The sequence below is a fragment of the Microlunatus sp. YIM B11417 genome (assembly GCF_059617205.1).
In genome coordinates, this window is record NZ_JCAMPJ010000007.1 from 195310 (window position 1) to 213126 (window position 17817).

At 71.8% G+C, this 17817-nt stretch carries 18 protein-coding genes; 3 read left to right on the forward strand and 15 right to left on the reverse strand.

Going from position 1 to position 17817, the window contains the following annotated elements; all coding sequences use genetic code 11:
- Genes tsaD through AC6CCG_RS27250 form a run of 5 tightly spaced genes read right to left on the reverse strand, consistent with a single transcriptional unit; the run spans position 1 to position 4508 of the window.
- Entirely contained in the window at positions 1-1044 is a 1044-nt protein-coding gene (tsaD, locus tag AC6CCG_RS27230; RefSeq protein WP_496657964.1) for a tRNA (adenosine(37)-N6)-threonylcarbamoyltransferase complex transferase subunit TsaD, read from the reverse strand.
- On the reverse strand, positions 1044-1508 hold the full coding sequence (locus AC6CCG_RS27235) for a GNAT family N-acetyltransferase (protein WP_496657905.1): 465 nt from the start codon (positions 1506-1508) through the stop codon (positions 1044-1046). Before AC6CCG_RS27235 ends, tsaD begins: the two co-directional genes overlap by 1 nt.
- Positions 1508-2179 carry a tRNA (adenosine(37)-N6)-threonylcarbamoyltransferase complex dimerization subunit type 1 TsaB gene (tsaB, locus tag AC6CCG_RS27240; RefSeq protein WP_496657906.1) on the reverse strand — a complete coding sequence of 224 codons (672 nt, stop codon included), beginning with the start codon at positions 2177-2179 and terminating at the stop codon, positions 1508-1510. The genes AC6CCG_RS27235 and tsaB overlap by 1 nt, the downstream gene beginning before the upstream one ends.
- A complete protein-coding gene (tsaE, locus tag AC6CCG_RS27245) occupies positions 2169-3113 on the reverse strand; it encodes a tRNA (adenosine(37)-N6)-threonylcarbamoyltransferase complex ATPase subunit type 1 TsaE (RefSeq protein WP_496657907.1) in 945 nt (314 codons plus the stop codon). Before tsaE ends, tsaB begins: the two co-directional genes overlap by 11 nt.
- Before the next feature lie 6 nt (positions 3114-3119).
- Positions 3120-4508, reverse strand: coding sequence for a DEAD/DEAH box helicase (locus tag AC6CCG_RS27250; protein WP_496657908.1), 1389 nt, complete (start codon positions 4506-4508; stop codon positions 3120-3122).
- 60 nt (positions 4509-4568) lie between these two features.
- On the opposite strand from AC6CCG_RS27250, the gene AC6CCG_RS27255 reads away from it, so the two are divergent.
- A complete protein-coding gene (locus AC6CCG_RS27255) occupies positions 4569-5285 on the forward strand; it encodes a hypothetical protein (protein ID WP_496657909.1) in 717 nt (238 codons plus the stop codon).
- A gap of 352 nt (positions 5286-5637) precedes the next feature.
- Positions 5638-6261 carry a GNAT family N-acetyltransferase gene (locus tag AC6CCG_RS27260; protein WP_496657910.1) on the forward strand — a complete coding sequence of 208 codons (624 nt, stop codon included), beginning with the start codon at positions 5638-5640 and terminating at the stop codon, positions 6259-6261.
- Here AC6CCG_RS27260 and AC6CCG_RS27265 read toward each other — a convergent pair whose 3' ends face one another.
- From AC6CCG_RS27265 to AC6CCG_RS27295, 7 genes are all read right to left on the reverse strand, one after another.
- Positions 6262-7266, reverse strand: a complete 1005-nt coding sequence (locus tag AC6CCG_RS27265) for a hypothetical protein (protein WP_496657911.1) — start codon at positions 7264-7266, stop codon at positions 6262-6264.
- Positions 7267-7298: 32 nt separating this feature from the next.
- Positions 7299-8930 carry an extracellular solute-binding protein gene (locus AC6CCG_RS27270; RefSeq protein ID WP_496657912.1) on the reverse strand — a complete coding sequence of 544 codons (1632 nt, stop codon included), beginning with the start codon at positions 8928-8930 and terminating at the stop codon, positions 7299-7301.
- A 111-nt stretch (positions 8931-9041) separates the two neighbouring features.
- The gene (locus AC6CCG_RS27275) at positions 9042-10109 is read right to left on the reverse strand and encodes a LacI family DNA-binding transcriptional regulator (protein WP_496657913.1); all 1068 of its coding nucleotides are present in this window, start codon (positions 10107-10109) and stop codon (positions 9042-9044) included.
- A gap of 27 nt (positions 10110-10136) precedes the next feature.
- Positions 10137-11336: an alpha/beta fold hydrolase gene (locus AC6CCG_RS27280; protein ID WP_496657914.1), complete on the reverse strand. Its 1200-nt coding sequence runs from the start codon at positions 11334-11336 to the stop codon at positions 10137-10139.
- Complete coding sequence (gene alr / locus AC6CCG_RS27285; RefSeq protein ID WP_496657915.1) at positions 11336-12469, reverse strand: alanine racemase; 1134 nt, start codon at positions 12467-12469, stop codon at positions 11336-11338. Before alr ends, AC6CCG_RS27280 begins: the two co-directional genes overlap by 1 nt.
- 29 nt (positions 12470-12498) lie before the next feature.
- Entirely contained in the window at positions 12499-13947 is a 1449-nt protein-coding gene (locus AC6CCG_RS27290; protein ID WP_496657916.1) for a bifunctional ADP-dependent NAD(P)H-hydrate dehydratase/NAD(P)H-hydrate epimerase, read from the reverse strand.
- 25 nt (positions 13948-13972) lie between these two features.
- The gene (locus tag AC6CCG_RS27295) at positions 13973-14452 is read right to left on the reverse strand and encodes a RidA family protein (RefSeq protein ID WP_496657917.1); all 480 of its coding nucleotides are present in this window, start codon (positions 14450-14452) and stop codon (positions 13973-13975) included.
- A gap of 40 nt (positions 14453-14492) precedes the next feature.
- Between AC6CCG_RS27295 and AC6CCG_RS27300 the strand changes: the two genes are divergently transcribed.
- The gene (locus tag AC6CCG_RS27300; protein WP_496657918.1) at positions 14493-15377 is read left to right on the forward strand and encodes an aminoglycoside phosphotransferase family protein; all 885 of its coding nucleotides are present in this window, start codon (positions 14493-14495) and stop codon (positions 15375-15377) included.
- A 6-nt stretch (positions 15378-15383) separates the two neighbouring features.
- On the opposite strand, the gene AC6CCG_RS27305 is transcribed toward AC6CCG_RS27300, so the two are convergent.
- From AC6CCG_RS27305 to AC6CCG_RS27315, 3 genes are all read right to left on the reverse strand, one after another.
- On the reverse strand, positions 15384-16166 hold the full coding sequence (locus AC6CCG_RS27305; RefSeq protein WP_496657919.1) for an ABC transporter permease: 783 nt from the start codon (positions 16164-16166) through the stop codon (positions 15384-15386).
- Positions 16163-17122 carry an ATP-binding cassette domain-containing protein gene (locus AC6CCG_RS27310; protein ID WP_496657920.1) on the reverse strand — a complete coding sequence of 320 codons (960 nt, stop codon included), beginning with the start codon at positions 17120-17122 and terminating at the stop codon, positions 16163-16165. Before AC6CCG_RS27310 ends, AC6CCG_RS27305 begins: the two co-directional genes overlap by 4 nt.
- Before the next feature lie 104 nt (positions 17123-17226).
- Positions 17227-17757, reverse strand: a complete 531-nt coding sequence (locus AC6CCG_RS27315; protein WP_496657921.1) for an EXLDI protein — start codon at positions 17755-17757, stop codon at positions 17227-17229.
- Between the last annotated feature and the right edge of the window lie 60 nt (positions 17758-17817).

The following is a 17817-nucleotide window of genomic DNA, read 5'->3' on the forward strand; positions in this document are numbered from 1 at the left end:
TCAGACGACGATCGTCGACACCGGCAGACCCGGGTCGGCACCGAGATCGAGGCCGGACGGCCGCAGCCCGCGGCTCACCACCTCGGCGCCGAGGGCGGCGATCATCGCGCCGTTGTCGGTGCACAGGGCGGGTCGCGGGGTACGCAACGTGATCTTGTTCTCGGCGGCCCGCTCGGCGAGCAGAGCCCGCAGCCGGCCGTTGGCCGCGACCCCGCCGCCGATCAGCAGGTCGGTGGCGCCGGTCGCTCGGCAGGCGTCCATCGCCTTGGCCGACAGCACGTCGCAGACGGCTTCCTGGAAGCTCGCCGCGACGTCGGCGACGGGTACGTCCTGCCCGGCCAGCCGGCGCTCCTCGACCCAGCGGGCGACCGCGGTCTTCAAACCGGAGAAGGAGAAGTCGAACCGGTGCTTGATCAGATCGCGGTTGGTGCTGAGCCCGCGCGGGAACGCGATCGCGGTCGGATCGCCGTCGGCCGCCGCGCGGTCGATGTGCGGCCCGCCGGGGTACGGCAGCCCGATCAGCCGAGCCACCTTGTCGTACGCCTCCCCCGCCGCGTCGTCGATCGTCGAGCCGAGCTCGGTGATCTTGCTGGCCATGTCCTCGACGGTGAGCAGCGACGTGTGTCCGCCGGACACCAGCAAGGCGGCACACGGGCTCGGCAGCTCACCATGATCGAGCAGGTCGACCGCGACGTGCCCGGCCAGGTGGTTGACGCCGTACAGCGGCTTGTTCAGCGCGTACGCCAGCGCCTTGGCCGAGGACAACCCGACCACCAGCGCACCAACCAGGCCGGGGCCTGCGGTGACCGCGATCGCGTCGATCTCGGTCAGGTCGACGTCGGCCGTCGCGCAGGCCCGCTCGAGCGTCGGCAGCATCGCCTCCAGGTGGGCCCGGCTGGCCACCTCGGGCACCACGCCGCCGAACCGGACGTGCTCCTCGACGCTGGAGGCGACCTCGTTGGCCAGCAGTTCGTGGCCCCGCACGATGCCGACACCGGTCTCGTCGCAAGAGGTCTCGATGCCCAGGATCAACGGGCCACTCATCATGACGCTCCAGGGTCGAGGTCGAGGTCGTACCGCTTCAGGATCAACGCGTGCCGGCCGGGTCCGTAGTAGTCGGGGCGGGCGCCGAGCTGCTCGAAGCCGTTGCGCTGGTAGAGCCCGATCGCCGCCTCGTTGTCGAAGCGGACCTCGGCCAGCACCGACCGCACCCCGAGCTCGCGGACCGCCGCCAGGCCCGCGTCCAGCAGGCGGCGTCCGATCCCCTGCCGGCGATGATCATCGGCGACGACGATCCGGTGCAGATCGGCGAGCTCACCCGTGGCACGCAGGGTGATCACGCCGAGGAGGGCCTGATCGTCGGCGGCCGTCAGCACGGTCCGGCCGTCGCCGGACAGTTCGTCCCGCCAGCTCGCCTCGCCCCACTGCTCGCCGGAGTCGAAGCCGGCCCGCTCCAGATCCATGATCGCGGCCAGGTCGGCCGGTCCCGCCGGGCTGATCGTGATCATCACGAGCGCCTCCGGTTGGTGGCCAGCACCGACTTCGGCCGGGACGGCTCGACGGCGTCGGGACGCCTGAGATACAAGGGTTCCAGGCCGACGTCGGGCAGCTCCGGTCCGGTCCCGGCCAGGGTCCCGCCGTCCAAGATCAACTCAGGTCCGGCGCTGTTCAGCCGGTCCGGATAGACCGCGGTCGCCGGGCCGTAGCAGGGCAGTTCCGGCACATTGTCGGGCGGGCCGACGTCCGGTCCGGCCAGCCGCCGGCCGGCCGTGTCGTAGCGGGCCCAGTAGACCTCGCGGCGCCGGGCGTCGGTGGCGATCACGAACTCGCCGGCCGGTGCGGCGTCGGCGACGGCCTGGGCGGCCAGCACGTCCAGACTGCAGACGCCACGGACCTCGATGCCGAGAGTGAGGCCGAGCGTGCGGGCGGTGACGATCCCGACCCGGAGGCCGGTGAACGGGCCCGGGCCGACGCCGACCACGAGCCGCCGTTCCACGGCCCGGTCCCGCGGATCGATCCCGGCCTCGGCGCAGACCTGGTCGACCAGGCCGATCAACTGCTCGGCGTGCTTCATCCGGTCCGGGGCGGTGGCGCGGCCGAGCACCGTACCGCCGCGGGCCAGACCGACCGTCGCGACGGTCGACGTGTCGATCCCGAGCACGTACGCCTCAGTCGGCATCACTCGCCCCTTCCCGCAGCGCCGTCAGGTCGGCGTCGTCCCAGCGCGTCCCGATGCCGCGCAGCAGCACGGTCCTGGTGTCGGTGCCGGGCGGCCGGTGGATCCCGATCTCCAGCCGCTCGGTGGACAGCCTTTCGGCCAGCCCCTCGCCCCATTCGATCAAGGTCACCGAGTCGGCCACCCGGGAGTCCAGATCAAGATCATCGAGCTCGTCCTCGCCGCCGATCCGGTACGCGTCGACGTGCACCAGGTCGGGCCCGCCGGACCCGGACGGGTGGATCCGGGAGATCACGAAGGTCGGCGAGATGATCGGGCCCTGGCTGTCCAGGCCCTGCCCGACGCCCTGGGTCAGTGTGGTCTTGCCGGCACCCAGTTCGCCGGAGGCGATGATCACGTCGCCGGCCTGCAGCAGACCGGCCAGCCGGCGGCCCAGCGCCTGCATGGCGTCGGCGTCCGGGACCATGATCACGACCGGCAGCGGCTTGATCAGGTAGACGCCGTGCGGCGCCTCCCGCTCGACCCGGTAACCGCGATGCCGCCAGAACTCGATCAGCTCGGGGAACTCGGCCCGGGCGAACAGCTCCACCTCGGTATGGCCCTCGGCCGCGGCCAGTTCCTCGGCGGCGCGCACCATGGCCGACGCGACGCCGTGGCGCTGGAACGCCGGATGCACCGAGACCCGTTGCAGGCTGGCCCGCTGCCCGACCGTACCGCCGATCAAGATCACGCCGGCCGGCTTCTGGGCCACGGTGGCGTACACCCCGACGCCGCGACGCAGCGCCTCGGCGACCGTGGCCGGCGTCTCGTCGATCGCCGTGGACGGCGGGTCGAGCGGCGGCCGGGCCCCGAAGGCGGCATGGATGACCTCGACCATTCCGGCGGCGTCCTCGGGATCGGCCTGCCGGAGTTCGAGTTCAGGTACGGATGCGTTCACCAGCGGTCATCGTAGTGCGGCCGCATCGTCTGGGCGCGGGCGGCGTCGGTCCCCGGAACCCCGCCGATCGCCGAAGCCCTTGCGGCCCCCGGATCCCTGGCGGCCACGGAACGGACGCTGCCCCGAACGGCCCGCGCCGCGCGGCGGCTTCGGCGGGCTGATCAGACGCTGGTAGTCGGCGTCGCTGATCGGCTCGCCGGACGGGGTCCGGGCGCCGGTCGCGTCGGCCAGGGCCGGATCGCCGGACTCGCCGACCACCGGCGTGGCGCTCACGCCGGCCTGCCGGGTGAGCCGATCGAGCTCGCGGCGCTGGTGCGGCAGAGCCAGGGTGACCACGGCTCCGCTGCCACCGGCGCGGGCGGTCCGGCCGGCCCGGTGCAGGTATTCCTTCGGGCCGTTCGGCGGGTCGACCTGGAGCACCAGGCCCACGTCGTCGACGTGGATGCCGCGCGCGGCGACGTCGGTCGCCACCAGCGCGGGGACCCGGCCCTCCTTGAACGCGGCCAGGATCCGGGTCCGGGCGCCCTGGGTCAGGCCGCCGTGCAGCGCACCGGCGGTCACCCCAGCCTCGCGCAACTGACCGGCGATCCGGTCGGCCGCCCGCTGGGTCCGGACGAAGATCACCGTACGACCCTTGCGAGCCGCGAGTTCGGCCGTCAGCACCGTCTTGTCCTTCGGCTGGACGTGCACGACGTGATGGCTCATCGTCGCGACGCTGGCCCGGTCGGAATCGACCTGGTGAGTGGCCGGGTCGGACAGGTAGGTCCGGACCAGCCGGTTGATGCCCGAGTCCAGGGTGGCCGAGAAGAGCAGCCGCTGGCCGCCCGCCGGCACCGTGTCGAGCAGGGTCGTCACCGCGGGCAGGAAGCCGAGGTCGGCCATGTGATCGGCCTCGTCGAGGACCGTGATCTGGATCTTGCTGAGGTCGCAGATGGCCTGGTCGAGCAGGTCGATCAGACGCCCGGGGGTGGCGACGATCACGTCGACGCCCTGTTCGAAGGCACGCCGCTGAGGCCCGTACGGCATGCCGCCGGCGATCAGCGTGACCGAGAGGCCGACCGACTTGGCCAGCGGCGCGATGGCATCCGCCACCTGCAGCGCCAGCTCACGGGTCGGGACCAGGATCAGGCCACGGGGCTGCCGCGAGGACGTACCGGCGAGACGGGCCAGCAGCGGCAGGCCGAAGCCGAGCGTCTTGCCGGACCCGGTCTGGGCGCGGCCGAGCACGTCCCGGCCGGCCAGCGCGTCGGGGATGGTCGCCGCCTGGATCGGGAACGGGTCCTTGATCCCGGCGCCGGCCAGAACGCCGAGCAGCGGCTCCGGCAGCCCGAAGTCGGCGAAGCCCGAACCGCTGGCGTCGGCCTCGGCGGTCTCCTCGGGACCGGACCAGGTCATCAGGTCCTGGTCGGCCTCGTCGGCGGGGCGAGCCGGGCGCTCCCGGTCGCCGAAGCGATCATGGCGGGGCCCGCGGGTGTTGCCGTAGCGGTCGCCAGGGGCATCGTCACGCCGCGAGCGATTCTCGCCGAACCGGTTGTCGCCGAACCGGTAGTCGCGGGAGCGATCGTCGCGCGGGCGGTCGTCGCGGAAACGGTCACCGCGCGGCCGGTCGTCCCGGCGGCGCTCGTCACCGAACCGGTCGTTGCGAGGACGGTCATCGCCGAAGCGATCGTTGCGGGGGCGATCGTCGCCGAAGCGGTTGTCGCGCCGGCGGTCGTCGCGCTGGCGGTCGAAGGGCCGCCGGTCGTCGCGGGCGCGGTCGTTGCGGGGACGGTCGTCCCGGCGGAACCGATCGCCACCGGACCGGTCGTCCCGGCGCCCGCCGCGATCGTCACGGCCCCGGTCGTCCCGGAACCGGTCGCCGCGGCCGCGATCGTCGCGGGGACGATCGTCGCTGTTGTTCCGGAAGCGGTCGCCGCGATCGCGGTCGTCCCGGGACCAGCTGCCCTGGGGACGGTCGTCGCGGGTACGTTCCTCGCGGAACCGATCGTTGCTCTTGCGGTCGCCCTGGAACTTGTCCGGGCGAGCGTTGTCGTCGCGGCCGGTCCGGTCGTCCCGGGTCCGCTCGCTGCGGAAGCCCTGGTCCCGCTCCGGCCGGCGGCTCGGCCGGCGGCCGCGTTCGGCCCGCTCCTTGGCGGTCCAGCGGTCCTTCTTGGTCTTGAGGTTCTTGGCTGACTTCGGGCGCGCGCGGGAACCCGCGGCAGTGCTCGACATCTTGATGCTGCTCACTTCTCTGCCCATAGGCGGGCGATCGCTCGGTTCGCTCACACGATCGATCGACCACAGGGGCACGAAGAAGAGAGAACCGGTGGTCCGCGCTCGGCGGACGCATGGCCCAGGAGCGGAAATCGTCCCGGGGAGACCCCCACTCTAGCAACCTGACCCGCTTCCCCACGAATCCGGCGTCTCCGCAGCGGGGCCGTACTCACCGAGTGTGACGAAACGAACCGTCGAAATCGATCTCGGTGGTACCCAACTCCACACTCGGCGATCTCCTGTGTCGGCAGTCGGGGTTAGGGTCCGGCGCATGTGGTTCGTCGAGGCCTGGGTGACCGGGTGGATCAAGTCACGGCGCCCGCCTTCGGCCGAGGCGGTCGACGGGGGTTGGTTCATCCGGACGGGGACCGAGCGGGAGGCGTGCCGGTGGGTGCTGACCGAGTCCGACCCGGAGCGGCTGGCCGAGATCCTGGCCGGGCCGGTGCCGGAGTCCGGGTGCGTGAAGTTCGCCGGTGACCCGAAGGAGTGGATGCCGCGGTTCGGGCCGGGCTGGGTCGAGGACGACCTCGGCTGGTTCATGGCCCGCGACCTCGAGCCGGAGCAGCCAGCGACAGTGCCGGACGGCTACCGGCTCGAGGTGACCGCGGAGCCCGAGTTGATCATGGTGCGCGTGGTGGACCGGTCCGGCGAGCTCGCGGCCTCCGGCCAGGCCGGACTGGTCCGGCCCTACGCGGTGCCGGACCGGATCGTCACCGAGGAGGCGCACCGGCGCCGCGGCCTCGGTCGCGCGGTGATGGGCGAACTGCAGCGGCTCGCGTACGACAGCGGAGCCCGGACCGCCGTGCTGTCGGCGACGACCGAGGGCCGGGAGCTCTATCGCAGCCTCGGCTGGCGGGAGCTCAGCGGCCTGGTCGGCGCCTACTACCGGCCATGATCAGATGAACGGCCGCCGGTCGAGCACCAGGCGCAGCGGCACCGGCGTGCCGATCGACCCGGGCACCGCCCGCTGCAGTTCGGCGAGCGCGCAGACGGCACCGAACGTCGAGTGCACGTCGTCGAACGCGGCCGAATCCCGATAGGCCCGATCGGTCAGCAGCGCGACGACCCGTTCCACCAGCAGGTCCAGGGCGACGCCCACCTCGTCGAACCGATACGCCGTCTGCCGGCGGGCCCGGCTGAGGCAGAAGATCAAATCGATCTCGGCGAAGCCGACCGTGTCCAGCGCGAACCGGCCGGCCGATTCGTGGAGCAGGATCAGGCAGCTGTCGATCAACCGGTCCACCGCCGGCCACGGCTGCCTCAGATAGTCGTAGACGAAGTGATAGTGGAACGAGCCGCCCAGGTTCGCGAAGAAGCCGGGCCAGGTGTCGGCCGGCAGCATCCGGCCACGTCGCCACAGGCCGGTCGCCGGATCGACCTCGGCGTCGAACCAGTCGAAGTAGGCCTCGAACCAGTCCGGCCCGACCTCGCCCGTGATCGCCAACGCGGACGCCGCACCGGCCGCGTCATGGGAGGCCGGCCAGGGATGATCCCAGTCGAGCCGGTCCAGGAACTGCCGCAGTCGATCATGGTCGGCCAGCTCGGCCAGGAACTCCAACCGATGCAGGGGTCGCGCATCGAACAGTTCCAGGGCAGCCGTCACGTGGGCGGTGGTGTGGTAGCGCGAGTGGCTCTCGTCGACGAACTCGCCGTCCGGCCGCTGGAAGCTCTGCAGACTGTGCACCCAGGCCGCCCGTTCCTCGGCCCGGTACGGCAGCTCGCCGATCATGGCCAGCAGATTCGCCGCATCGGCGCAGCCGTAGGCGTCCGCGGCAGCGCTGTCGTACCCCTCCCGGCGGAGGTGACGGGTGTAGCGGCCCGGTTCGCCCAGGTTGTAGCCGGCCAGCCAATCCCGCAGGAAGTCGATGAACTCGGTCAGGTCGTGCCGGTACCGGGGCATGCGCGAAGATTCCCTCTCGTCGTGATCATGATCTACTGATCGGCTCGGGCCGCGGCGAACTCGGCCTTGATCTTCTGGCCGTCGCCGGAATTCCAGGTACGCAGTGCGTCAGCAAGATCATCGAGCGTCTTCCGTCCGGTGATCACGCCGTTCTGCAGGTCGGTCAAGGTCTTGCCGAACGTGTTGCCGGTGCGGGCCTGCGTCTCCGAGTACAGGCCGATCACGGCGCTGCGCCGATAGCCGGGCTCAGCCTGCCGCGCGAAGTCATACTTGGCCTGGGTGATCTTGGTCAGCGACCCTTCGTAGGCCACCTTGACCCCGTCCGCCAGGTGATAGTCCAGCGCCTCGGTGACCGGGGTGATCTCGTCGGTGCCGCGCTTGGTCAGCACCGGGTTGTCGCCCTCGGCGGTGTGCTGATCACCGGCGTTGCCGTACTTGCGATAGAGGAACTCCGCCGAGCCGAACGGTGCCGCCAGGAAGTTCATGATCTTGAGCAGCTCCACGATCCGGTCGTCGTCGGCCTTGGTCAGGACCGTGAAATTGGTCGACCCGGCGCCGATCGCGTACGTCGGCGTCGCACCCTCGAAGCCACGCACGGTGAGCCCGCCGATCACCTCCTGCCGGCCCTCGGGCAGGAACCGGGCCAGCGATCCCCAGGCCGAGTAGCCGTCCGGATGGATCCCGATCTGGCCGCCGACGAGCCGCTGCTTGCCGAGCACCGTCGCGTTGGCGGCGAACGCGTCCGGGTGCAGGAAGCCGGCCTTGGCCAGTTCGGCCACCCAGCTCAGCGCCTGCCGGTACTGCTCGGTCTCCTGCCAGCGGACCAACCGGCCGTCCACCTCGCCCCACTCGTTGATTCCGCCGAGGGCTCCGTTGAGATAGGCCATCGGCGGCAGACTGAGGGCGTACCGGGACTCCTTCGGCGCGGTGAGCGCGGCGCAGAGATCACGGAACTCCGACCAGCTCCGCGGATCAGGATTCAGCCCACGCTGCTGGAACAGGTCGGTCCGGATGAACGGCACGCCGGACTGGATCGGCCGCGGCACCGGCAGCCCGTAGATCCTGCCGCCGAAGATCGTCGTCCGCCACATGTCCGGCGCGAAGGCGGCGAGGTTCGGGTAGTCCTTGATCGACTCGCCGGACAGGTGACCGGTCAGGTCGGCCGCGACCGCCTTCAACAGCTGCGGCAGCTGCGGCTGGGTCGGCAGCATCTCCAGCAGGTCGGGCAACTGGTTGCCGGTGACCGTCGTCGCGAGCTTCGCCTCGTAGTCCGGCGCGGGCACCACCTGCAGCCGCAGTTCGGCGTTCAGCCTGGTGTTCAGCTCGGCCAGGTACCTGTTCGCCGGGGCCGAGGTCGGCGTGACCGCGTAGCTGCTGAGCAGGGCCACCACCGGCCCGCCGGCGCCGGGCCGCTCCGCCACCGAGGCCGCCGGATCGGCCGGATAGCCGAGGTAGCCGTCCGGGATGCCCGAGGCGGTGCCCTTCAGGTCGGGCACGGCGCCGTCGTACGGCTGGGTGACCGGCAACGGGACCGGTCCCGAAGCCGTGCCCGGGGCGTCGCCGCTGTTGCCACAGCCGGCCAGCAGGCCACCGGCCGAGGCCGTGGCGAGTCCGGCGGCGCCACCGAGCAGGACGCGACGGGTGATCTCGGGTGCGGGTGTCATCTGCGGCCTCCTCGCCGTCGGACCGAACCGGTGATCATGAACCGAGTGATCACCACGAGCCGACGCTAAGGACGCCGGGCCGGTCGACGGGAGCCAGATCGCTCAAATCGCTCAACGAGTACGGGGAGCGGGGCCGGTCGAGGTCCGTACCACCAGCACCGGGAGCAGCCGTACGTGCGCCACCGGTGGCGGGTCCAGGCCGGCGCTGCGGACCCGGTGCCGCCGCAGCAGCAGCGCAACCGCCTCGATGCCGAGCTCGTGCTTCGGCGGCGAGATCGAGGTCAGCGCCAGGTCCGGCCCCGGGGTCACGATGTCGTCGTACGCCAGCACCGACACGTCCTCCGGCACCCGCCTCCCGGCCCGCCGGAGCAGTGGCACCAGCGCCTGCGCGGTGGAGTCGGTGTGCACGACGATCGCCGAGGCCTCGGCCATGATCACGGAGTCGACCATCGGGGCCAGCGCCGCCGGACTGGGCCGCGGCGGGGTCAGCATCGGCGGCAACAGCTGCGGCAGGCCGCGTCGGTCGAGCTGGTCGACGAAGTAGCGGCGGAGCAGTCGGCCCGGCGGCGACTCGTCGTGGATCGTCGCCACGATCCGGCGGTGGCCCAGCAGCTGAAGATGATCAAGACCGAGACGCATGCCATACGCGTGGTCGGCGATCACCGAGTCCAGCCGGAACAGCGGATGCTCGGGATCGACGTCCCGGCCGCCGAGCACGACCGGCACGGTCAGCCGGTCCAGCCAGGGCGTCGGCTCTGCCAGCTCGGCCTCGCTGCGCCACTGCGGCGCATAGATCAGCCCGAGACACCCGGCCTTGGTCAAGGCCCGGGCGGCCCGGTCCGCGTCGGCCTGGGTCTCCACCGGCTCGATCAGGAACCGGTGATCACGGCGTTCGGCCTCGCGCCGGGCGGCCTGGGCGATCAGGGCCAGGTAGCGGTTGTCGGAGTGCATCATCCCGATCGTCGCCGGCCGCACCGACCGCCGGCCCGCCGAGTGCGGTTCGAGCTCCACCGAGCCGTGCCGGCGACGCAGCCGGCCGCGCCGGCGCAGTTCCTCGACGTCACGCCGGATGGTGGCGATCGAGACACCGAACTCGTCGGCCAGCTCGGTCAGCCGGGCGGAGCCGGTCCGGCCGACGCTGCGGATCAGGCCGGTCCGCCGGTCCTCGGCTGTGCTCATCGGGGCCGTCGCGCCGTTCGGCGCCGCTTACCGGCCCGGTTCCTGATCACCTGTGCGTTCTTGATCAAGAGCGCGGGCCTGATCAAGATCGGTGGGCTCCTGGGATCGGGCGATCAACCGGTCCAGCACCGGGTTGATCTCGGCGTGCCGGTCGATGATGCCGAGGTGGCCGCAGCGTTCCAGCCGGTGCGCCTCGGCGTCGGGCAGCAGCGCGATGATCTTGTCGGTGTGCTCGATCGGGGTGATCACGTCGTCCACGCCGCCGACCACCGCGGTCGGGATCCGCCGGAGCACCCGGAGCGCTTCGTACTCGTCGAGTTCGGCGAACGCCGGATAGAAGTCGGCGACCACCTCGAGCGGCGTGCGGCCGAGCATCTCGCTGACGAACTCGATCCAGGAGACCGGCGGGTCGGCGGAACCGAAGGCCATCCGGCGGGTCACCACGTAGCCGATGTCGGAACCGGCCTGGCGGCCCTTCTCGACCAGTTCCGGGATCCGGTTCAGGGTCGCCATCAGCGGCGGCGCGATCCGGGAGAAGGCCCGGCCGGGCAGGGCCCGGATCGGCGAGTGGTCGGCCATCTCCCCCGCCGACGTGGCGAACAGCGCCACGCCGCGGACCCGGCTGCCGAACCATTCCGGCCGGGTCGCGGCCAGTTCCATGATCGTCATGCCGCCCATCGAGTGGCCGATCAGGATCACCGGCCGGTCGCCGGCCAGTTCGTCCAGCACCTCGGCAAGATCATCGGCGAGCTGCGGGATCCGGCAGCGCTCCGGGTCGGACCGGCCGGAGCGGCCGTGCGAACGCTGGTCGTAGAAGACCTGGCGGTAGCGGCCGCGGAAGTACTTCCGCTGGAAGTGCCAGCAGTCCAGGCTGAGCGCGTACCCGTGCACGAAGACCAGCGTCGGCCGGTCCGGATCGTCCTGCTCGGGCTCGTCGATCTCGGTGTGCAGCAGTACGCCGTCGGCCGTGGTCAGGATCGGGCCGTCGGAGCGCAGCCCGAAGAAGTCCTCGTCGGCGCGGTCGGAGCGACGGTGGATCCGCTTGCTGACGAACCGGCGCTCCAGTTCCAGTCCGGCGGCGATCCCGCCGGCGGCCAGCGCGGCGAAGCCGGCCAGCAGGCCGAGGCCCTCGCCGATCCCGATCCCGGACCGGGCGGGCGGGGTCGCGGCGCGACGGGCCGGGGCGGGGTCCGGACGCGGCTTCGGTTGCGGGCGTGGCTTGGGCATCAGTCGGTACCGTTCCGATAGCGCCGCGGCACCCGGGCGCCGATCCTGGTGACGATCTCGTACGCAATGGTGCCGCACCAGGCGGCCCAGTCCTCGGCGGTCGGCTCGCCGGCCGTACCGGGCCCGAACAACACCGCCTCGTCGCCGAGCTTGCCGCCGTCCGGGCCGAGGTCGACGACGAACTGGTCCATGCAGATCGTGCCCCGGTTCGGGGCCCGTCGGCCGGCCACCTCGACCTCGATCCGGTTGGTACCGTGCCTGGGCACCCCATCGCCGTAGCCGAGCGGCACCAGGCCGACCACCGTGTCCTCGGTGGAGGTCCAGCGGCAGCCGTACGAGATCGAGACGCCGGGCCCGATCGGGTGGACGTTGGCCAGCTGGGCCCGCAGCGTCATGGCCGGAGTGAGCGTGATCCCGGCCAGGGCGGCGAGGCCGGGGGCCGGGTCGATGCCGTACGCGGCGATGCCGATCCGGACCAGGTCGAACCGGGTGTCCGGCAGGATCATCGCGCCGGCCGAGTTGGCCAGATGCCGCTGCGGGTCGAGACCGGCCGCGCGCGCCTCCTGGTACGCGGCGTCGAAGGCCTGCTGCTGCAGCGGGACCGACGGGTGCCCGGGCTCGTCGGCGGCGGCCAGGTGGGACCAGACCGCGACGACCTCGACCCCGCCCCGGTCCTGGGCGGTCCGGGCGGCGGCGCAGAGGGCCGGCCAGTCGGCGGCGTCGCAGCCGTTCCGGGTCAGCCCGGTGTCGATCTTGAGATGGATCCGCGCGGTGTGGCCGGTCGACTCGGCGGCCGCGGCGACCCGGGCCAGCTGGTCGGTGGACTGGACCGAGACGTCGACGTCGGCGGCGACCAGCGGTGTCAGGTCCTCGTCGGGGCCGTACAGCCAGCAGAGCACCCGGCCGGTGTCGCCGGCGGCGCGCAGCCCGAGCGCCTCGTCGGGGATCGCGGCGCCGATCCAGTCGGCGCCCGCGGCGCGAGCCGCCTGGGCAGCGGGGACCATGCCGTGCCCGTACCCGTCGGCCTTGACCACGACCATCACCGCCGCCGGCGCGACCAGTTCGCGCAGCGTGCTGACGTTGCGCCGGATCGCGGCGAGGTCGATCTCGGCGCTCGCGGTCTGATGGTCCACGAATCCTTTCTACCGCAGCCGCGACCGGCTCAGCCGGAACGTCCCGTCCCGATTCGTGCCGTTGCGGCCAACTCGGCGATGGTCTCCGGGAGCAGCCGGGCCAGATCCTGCGGTGGGCGGGGACCGGGGTGCCGGGCCGCCGCGTACGCCTGCAGGGAGGCGGCGAGCTGGCCGGCCCGGAACGCGGGCTGCCCGGCCGCGAGCAGGGTGCCGCAGATCCCGGCCAGGACGTCGCCGGAGCCGGCCTGCGCGGTCCACGAGGGCCCGGCCACCGCGACCCAGACCGGTGCCGTGTCGGGCGAGGCGACCAACTGGGTGGCTCCCTTGAGCAGGACCGTCGCGCCGGTCTGCTCGGCGCCGGCCCGGACGGCGCGGATCGGTGCGGCTTCGACCGCGGAGCGGTCCCAGCCGAGCAGCCGGGCCAGCTCGCCGGCGTGCGGCGTGAGCAGCCAGCTGGACGGCAGTCGGTCGGGCAGGTGGGCCAGTCCGTCGGCGTCGACCACGGCCGGGGTGCCGGCGTCCAGCGCGTCCTTGATCAGCCGCGCGCCGTCCGGTCGGTCGCCCCAGCCGGAGCCGAACACGTGCGCCTGCACCCGGCCCGGCGCGAACACGACGTCCGGCAGTTCCGCGCCGACGAGCGAGGTCGGGTGGTCGGCACCGAGGAACCGGACCATGCCGGCGCCGGCATAGACCGCGCCGAGCGTCGACAGCAGCCCGGCACCGGGATAGCGGTCCGAACCGGTGTCCAGGCCGACCACGCCGCGGGCGTACTTGTCGACGTGTCGTCCCGGGTACGGCCACAGGGCAGCCAGCCCGGCGACGTCGAGGGCGATCAGCTCGGGCCGCGCCGCGGTGAAGTCGAGCCCGATGTCGATCATGGTCAGCTCACCGGTGGCGGACCGGCCGGGCTCGACCAGGTGGCACGGCTTCGCCGCGCCGAACGTGACCGTACGGCGCGCCCGCAGCCAGCGGTCACCGACGGCACCCGAGTCGGTCTCCACCCCGGACGGCAGGTCCACCGCGATCACCGGAACCCCCTGTCCCGCAAGGCGTCCGGCGAGTTCGCCGACCGGCTCGGGCAGCCCCGGCCGGCCACCGATGCCGAGGATGCCGTCGATCGCCAGATCCCAGTTCCGGTCCGGGAGGTCCGGCAGCGCGACCAGCCGCCCACCGGCCTGTTCGAGCGCGGCCCGGCCGGCGGCGTGCGGCGTTCCGATGCAGCTCACCGCGAGGATCCTGGCGCCCCGGCGAGCCAGCAGCGCCCCGGCGAAGAGCGCGTCGCCGCCGTTGTTGCCGCCGCCGACCAAGATCAACACCTGGGCGCCGTAGACCCGCCTGCGGTCCATGATCAACTCCCGCCGGGCCACCGCCGCGACCCCGGCCGCGGCGCGCCGCATCAGCGGTTCCGCTCCGACCGCGGAGATCTCGACCTGCTCCACCTCGCGGACCGTCGCGGTCGAATAGGCGCGCTGCTCCATGGCCCCAGGCTAGTGGCGCCGTCCGTCAGGACCTCAGCATCACCTCCGCGGCGACCACCACCGGGAGGTTCAGCGGCAGCGCCGAGACGCCGATCGCGGTGCGGGCATGCCGGCCGACGTCACCGAAGATCTCCAGCACCAGCTCCGACACCGGATTGATCACCGCGGTGGTCTGCGGATAGCCCTCGGCGGCGTTGACGTACCCGCTGATCGACAACCAGGCCTCGATCCGGTCGAGGTCGCCCAGTTCTCGGCGGAGCGCGGCGATCATGGCGAGACCGGTCAGCCGGGCCGACTCCTGCGCCTCGGCCAGGCCGACCACGTCGGGCACTCGGCCGAACGGTCCGGCCGGGGCTCCGTCGGGGCCGATCGCGCCGTGACCGCTGAGAAGACATCGCCGGCCGACGACCCGGACCCACTCGAACGGGATCCGCACGCCCGGCGGCGCGGTGGTGGGTGGCGGCAACTCCACGCCGAGCTCCGCCAGCCGTGCTTCGAAGGTCATGGCCCAGTCTGGCACGAGCGGTGCCCGTAGGGTGGTCCTCGTGGTGGAGATCCCGGCGAGCTTCCGTGCGATGCCGCGGTGGTGGCACGGCGGTACCGAGTGGCTGGACCTGCTCCCGGAGTTGATCACCGAGACCTGCCGGCGGCTGCGGCTGACGATCGACGGGCCGGCCCGGCACGGCTCCAACGCTCTGGTTCTGCCGGTCCGGCGGGACGGGCTGCCGTACGCGCTCCGGCTGAACCCGCCCGATGATCAAGATCTCCCCGCCCAGATCGCAGCGCTCGAATTCTGGGCCGGCCGCGGAACCGTACTGCTGCACGAGGCCGACCTGGCCGCGGGCGCGATGCTGCTGGAGCGGCTGGACGGCGGCCGCTCCCTCTCCTCGCTCCCGCTGGCCGAGGCGGTGCCGATCATCGCCGGGGTGATGCGGCGGTTGGCGGTGGACCCGCCCGACGGCGTACCGACGACGGCTTCCTGGCTCCGCAGCGGCGCCGAACGGTTCGGCCGCGAGTGGGAGGGGCTCGACCGGCCGTTCCCGGCCCGCCTCCTCGACGGCGTGCTCGAGGCGACGGGCCGGTTGATCACCGAACCGGGCGAGGAACGGGCCGTGAACGGCGACCTGCACTACGACCAGGTGCTGGCCGGCGAGCGGGAACCCTGGCTGGTCGTCGATCCGGTGCTGGTCCGCGGCGACATCGAGTACGACCTCGCCCGGATCCTGTGGAGCCGGCTGGACGAGATGACCGACCGGGACGTCCATGATCATCTCCGGACCGTGGTCGAGGTGGCCGGCCTGCGCGCGGAGCGGGCCCGCTGCTGGGTGATCTTCCGGGCCGCCGACTACCTCTTCTGGGGTCTGCGACACGGCCTCACCGAGGACCCGCCCCGCTGCCGCCGCCTGCTCGACCTGTTCCTCCCCGCCTGACACCGCTCAGCGGCTGGGATCGCGGCGGTACAGGTGCCGCGACCAGAGGAAGCCGCCGACCGAGATCACCAGGCACCAGCCGATCGCGAGGCTCCAGCTGTTGCCGATCGGGGTGCCGAAGAGGAGGCCGCGCAGGGTCTCCATGATCGGCGTGAACGGCTGGTACTCGGCGAACCAGCGCAGCCCGAGCGGCATCGACTCGGTCGGCACGAAACCGCTGCCCAGGAAGGGAAGCAGGGTCAGCGGCATCGGCGTGTTGCTCGCCGACTCGACGGTCTTGGCGACCAGGCCGAGGGCCACGCAGAGCCAGGTCAGGGCGAAGCCGATCATGGTGATCACGCCGATCACGCCGAGCCACTGCAGCGGCCCGGCCGGCGACCGGAAGCCGATCAGCAGGGCGACGCCGATCACCACCGCGGAGATCAACAACGTCTGGACGACGCCGCCGATCACGTGCGAGGCGAGCACCGACGGCCGGAAGATCGCCATCGTCCGGAACCGGGCGATGATGCCCTCGGACATGTCCATCGCGGCCGACACCGCGACGCCCTGGGCGCTGGCGGCGACGCCCATCACCAGGATGCCGGGCACCACGTAGTTGAGGTAGTCGCCGCGGCTGCCGCCGATGCCGGCCCCGAGGGTGCCGCCGAACACGTACACGAAGAGCAGCAGGAAGATGATCGGCATCCCGATCAGCAGCAGGGTCATGCTCGGGTAGCGGACGATGTGCAGGAGTTTGCGGCGGGCCATCGCCATCGTGTCGGCGGCCGCGTAGGTGAGCGTACTCATCGGACAGATTCCTTCTCGTTCGTGATCAGGGATTCCTTCGGCTGGCCGGTCAGGGCCAGGAACACGTCGTCGAGATCCGGCGTGTGCACGGAGAGCTCGGCGATCTCGATACCGGACCGGTCCAGCCGGTCCAGCACCGTGCGCAGCGAACGGACCCCGCCGTCGCTGGGCACCTGCAGGGTGAGCGCCTCGAGATTCGGCACCGAACCGTCCAGCGCCACCGTCGCCGCGCCGAGCGCCTCGGCGTCGTCGAACCGGAGCAGCAGGTGCCCGCCGGCGATCCGACTCTTCAGTTCGGCGGCCGTGCCCTCGGCGATCAGCCGGCCGTGATCAAGAACGGCGATCCGGTCGGCCAGTTCGTCGGCCTCCTCCAGATACTGGGTGGTCAGGAAGATCGTCACGCCGCCGGCGACCAGCTCCCGGATGATCTGCCACATGGTCCGCCGGCTGCGCGGGTCGAGACCGGTGGTCGGCTCGTCCAGGAAGATGATCTTGGGATCGCCGACCAGGGTCATGGCCAGGTCGAGCCGGCGCCGCATGCCGCCCGAGTAGGTGGCGGCGGCCTTCTTGGCCGCGTCGACAAGATCGAACTGCTCCAGCAGCCGGGCGACGGTCGCCTCGGTCTCGGCCCGGTCGAGGTGGTGCAGCCGGGCCATCAGACGGAGGTTCTCGGCGCCGGTGAGGAGCCCGTCGACCGCGGAGAACTGGCCGGTGACGCCGATCGCGGCCCGTACCGCGTCGGGTTCGGTGGCCAGGTCGTGGCCGGCCACCCGGGCCTGCCCCGCGTCCGGCGTGATCAAGGTGGACAGGATGTTGACGGTGGTCGTCTTGCCGGCACCGTTCGGGCCGAGCAGGGCGAAGATCGTCCCCGTGGCGACGGTCAGATCGACCCCTTCGAGCACGGTCAGGTCGCCGTAACTGCGGCGGAGGCCGACGGCCTCGATGGCTGTGGGCATGGCTGCGCCCTTTCAAGGTGTGGGTGCGAGGTGGGCAGGCTCGGAAGACCGGAGGGCGCCCGTCGTCCCTCGGTTGCGGTGTAGGTAGGGGGTGGCGGCCTAGCTCAGATGTCCAGGTCCTCGATCAGCGGATGATCTTCGGACGACGCGACCAGGTCGTACAGCTTGGCCGGGATCTTGGGTTTCAGTTCCTCGAGCGTGTCCACGACGTCGAGCGTCGACTCGCCCTGGGTGAAGCTCCAGCTCTGGTTGGCGCTGAGGTTGCCGACCCACGCCCGCCAGCCCTGACTCCATTTCTCGGCGTTCTCGGACTGGTCCTTCCATTCCGGCGACCGTTCGGTGTGCACCACGAACTTGCCGGTCCGGCTCCGGTAGACCCGGTACGTATCCACCTTGGTCGCGGTGGTGTCCATCCATTCGACCAGCAGCTGCCCGGAGAACCGGACCTTGCGACCGACGCCGAGGCCGACCTTGACGACGATCTCCTCGAAGCCCTCCAGCTTGCCCTCCTCCAGCTCGACGTACTGTCGGAGAGCGGTCGTGATGGCTTGCGAGAGACTGCCCCCGGCCAGCTCCTGAGCCCGGGCGAAGAGCTCCTGGTCGCTGTCGGAGACATAGATCGTCTTGTTCGGCATACGCAGAACTATACATATACATATGCGTAGGTCGCAAGAGGTGTCGATCCGATCTCGAAC

Coding starts and splice junctions, on each gene's coding strand:
- tsaD (WP_496657964.1), bottom strand. CDS start 1,044: ATGAGTGGCCCGTTGATCCTGGGCATCGAGACCTCTTGCGACGAGACC.
- AC6CCG_RS27235 (WP_496657905.1), bottom strand. CDS start 1,508: ATGATCACGATCAGCCCGGCGGGACCGGCCGACCTGGCCGCGATCATG.
- tsaB (WP_496657906.1), bottom strand. CDS start 2,179: ATGCCGACTGAGGCGTACGTGCTCGGGATCGACACGTCGACCGTCGCG.
- AC6CCG_RS27250 (WP_496657908.1), bottom strand. CDS start 4,508: ATGACCTGGTCCGGTCCCGAGGAGACCGCCGAGGCCGACGCCAGCGGT.
- AC6CCG_RS27255 (WP_496657909.1), top strand. CDS start 4,569: ATGGCGGGGCCCGCGGGTGTTGCCGTAGCGGTCGCCAGGGGCATCGTC.
- AC6CCG_RS27260 (WP_496657910.1), top strand. CDS start 5,638: ATGTGGTTCGTCGAGGCCTGGGTGACCGGGTGGATCAAGTCACGGCGC.
- AC6CCG_RS27265 (WP_496657911.1), bottom strand. CDS start 7,266: ATGCCCCGGTACCGGCACGACCTGACCGAGTTCATCGACTTCCTGCGG.
- AC6CCG_RS27270 (WP_496657912.1), bottom strand. CDS start 8,930: ATGACACCCGCACCCGAGATCACCCGTCGCGTCCTGCTCGGTGGCGCC.
- AC6CCG_RS27275 (WP_496657913.1), bottom strand. CDS start 10,109: ATGAGCACAGCCGAGGACCGGCGGACCGGCCTGATCCGCAGCGTCGGC.
- AC6CCG_RS27280 (WP_496657914.1), bottom strand. CDS start 11,336: ATGCCCAAGCCACGCCCGCAACCGAAGCCGCGTCCGGACCCCGCCCCG.
- AC6CCG_RS27290 (WP_496657916.1), bottom strand. CDS start 13,947: ATGGAGCAGCGCGCCTATTCGACCGCGACGGTCCGCGAGGTGGAGCAG.
- AC6CCG_RS27295 (WP_496657917.1), bottom strand. CDS start 14,452: ATGACCTTCGAAGCACGGCTGGCGGAGCTCGGCGTGGAGTTGCCGCCA.
- AC6CCG_RS27305 (WP_496657919.1), bottom strand. CDS start 16,166: ATGAGTACGCTCACCTACGCGGCCGCCGACACGATGGCGATGGCCCGC.
- AC6CCG_RS27310 (WP_496657920.1), bottom strand. CDS start 17,122: ATGCCCACAGCCATCGAGGCCGTCGGCCTCCGCCGCAGTTACGGCGAC.
- AC6CCG_RS27315 (WP_496657921.1), bottom strand. CDS start 17,757: ATGCCGAACAAGACGATCTATGTCTCCGACAGCGACCAGGAGCTCTTC.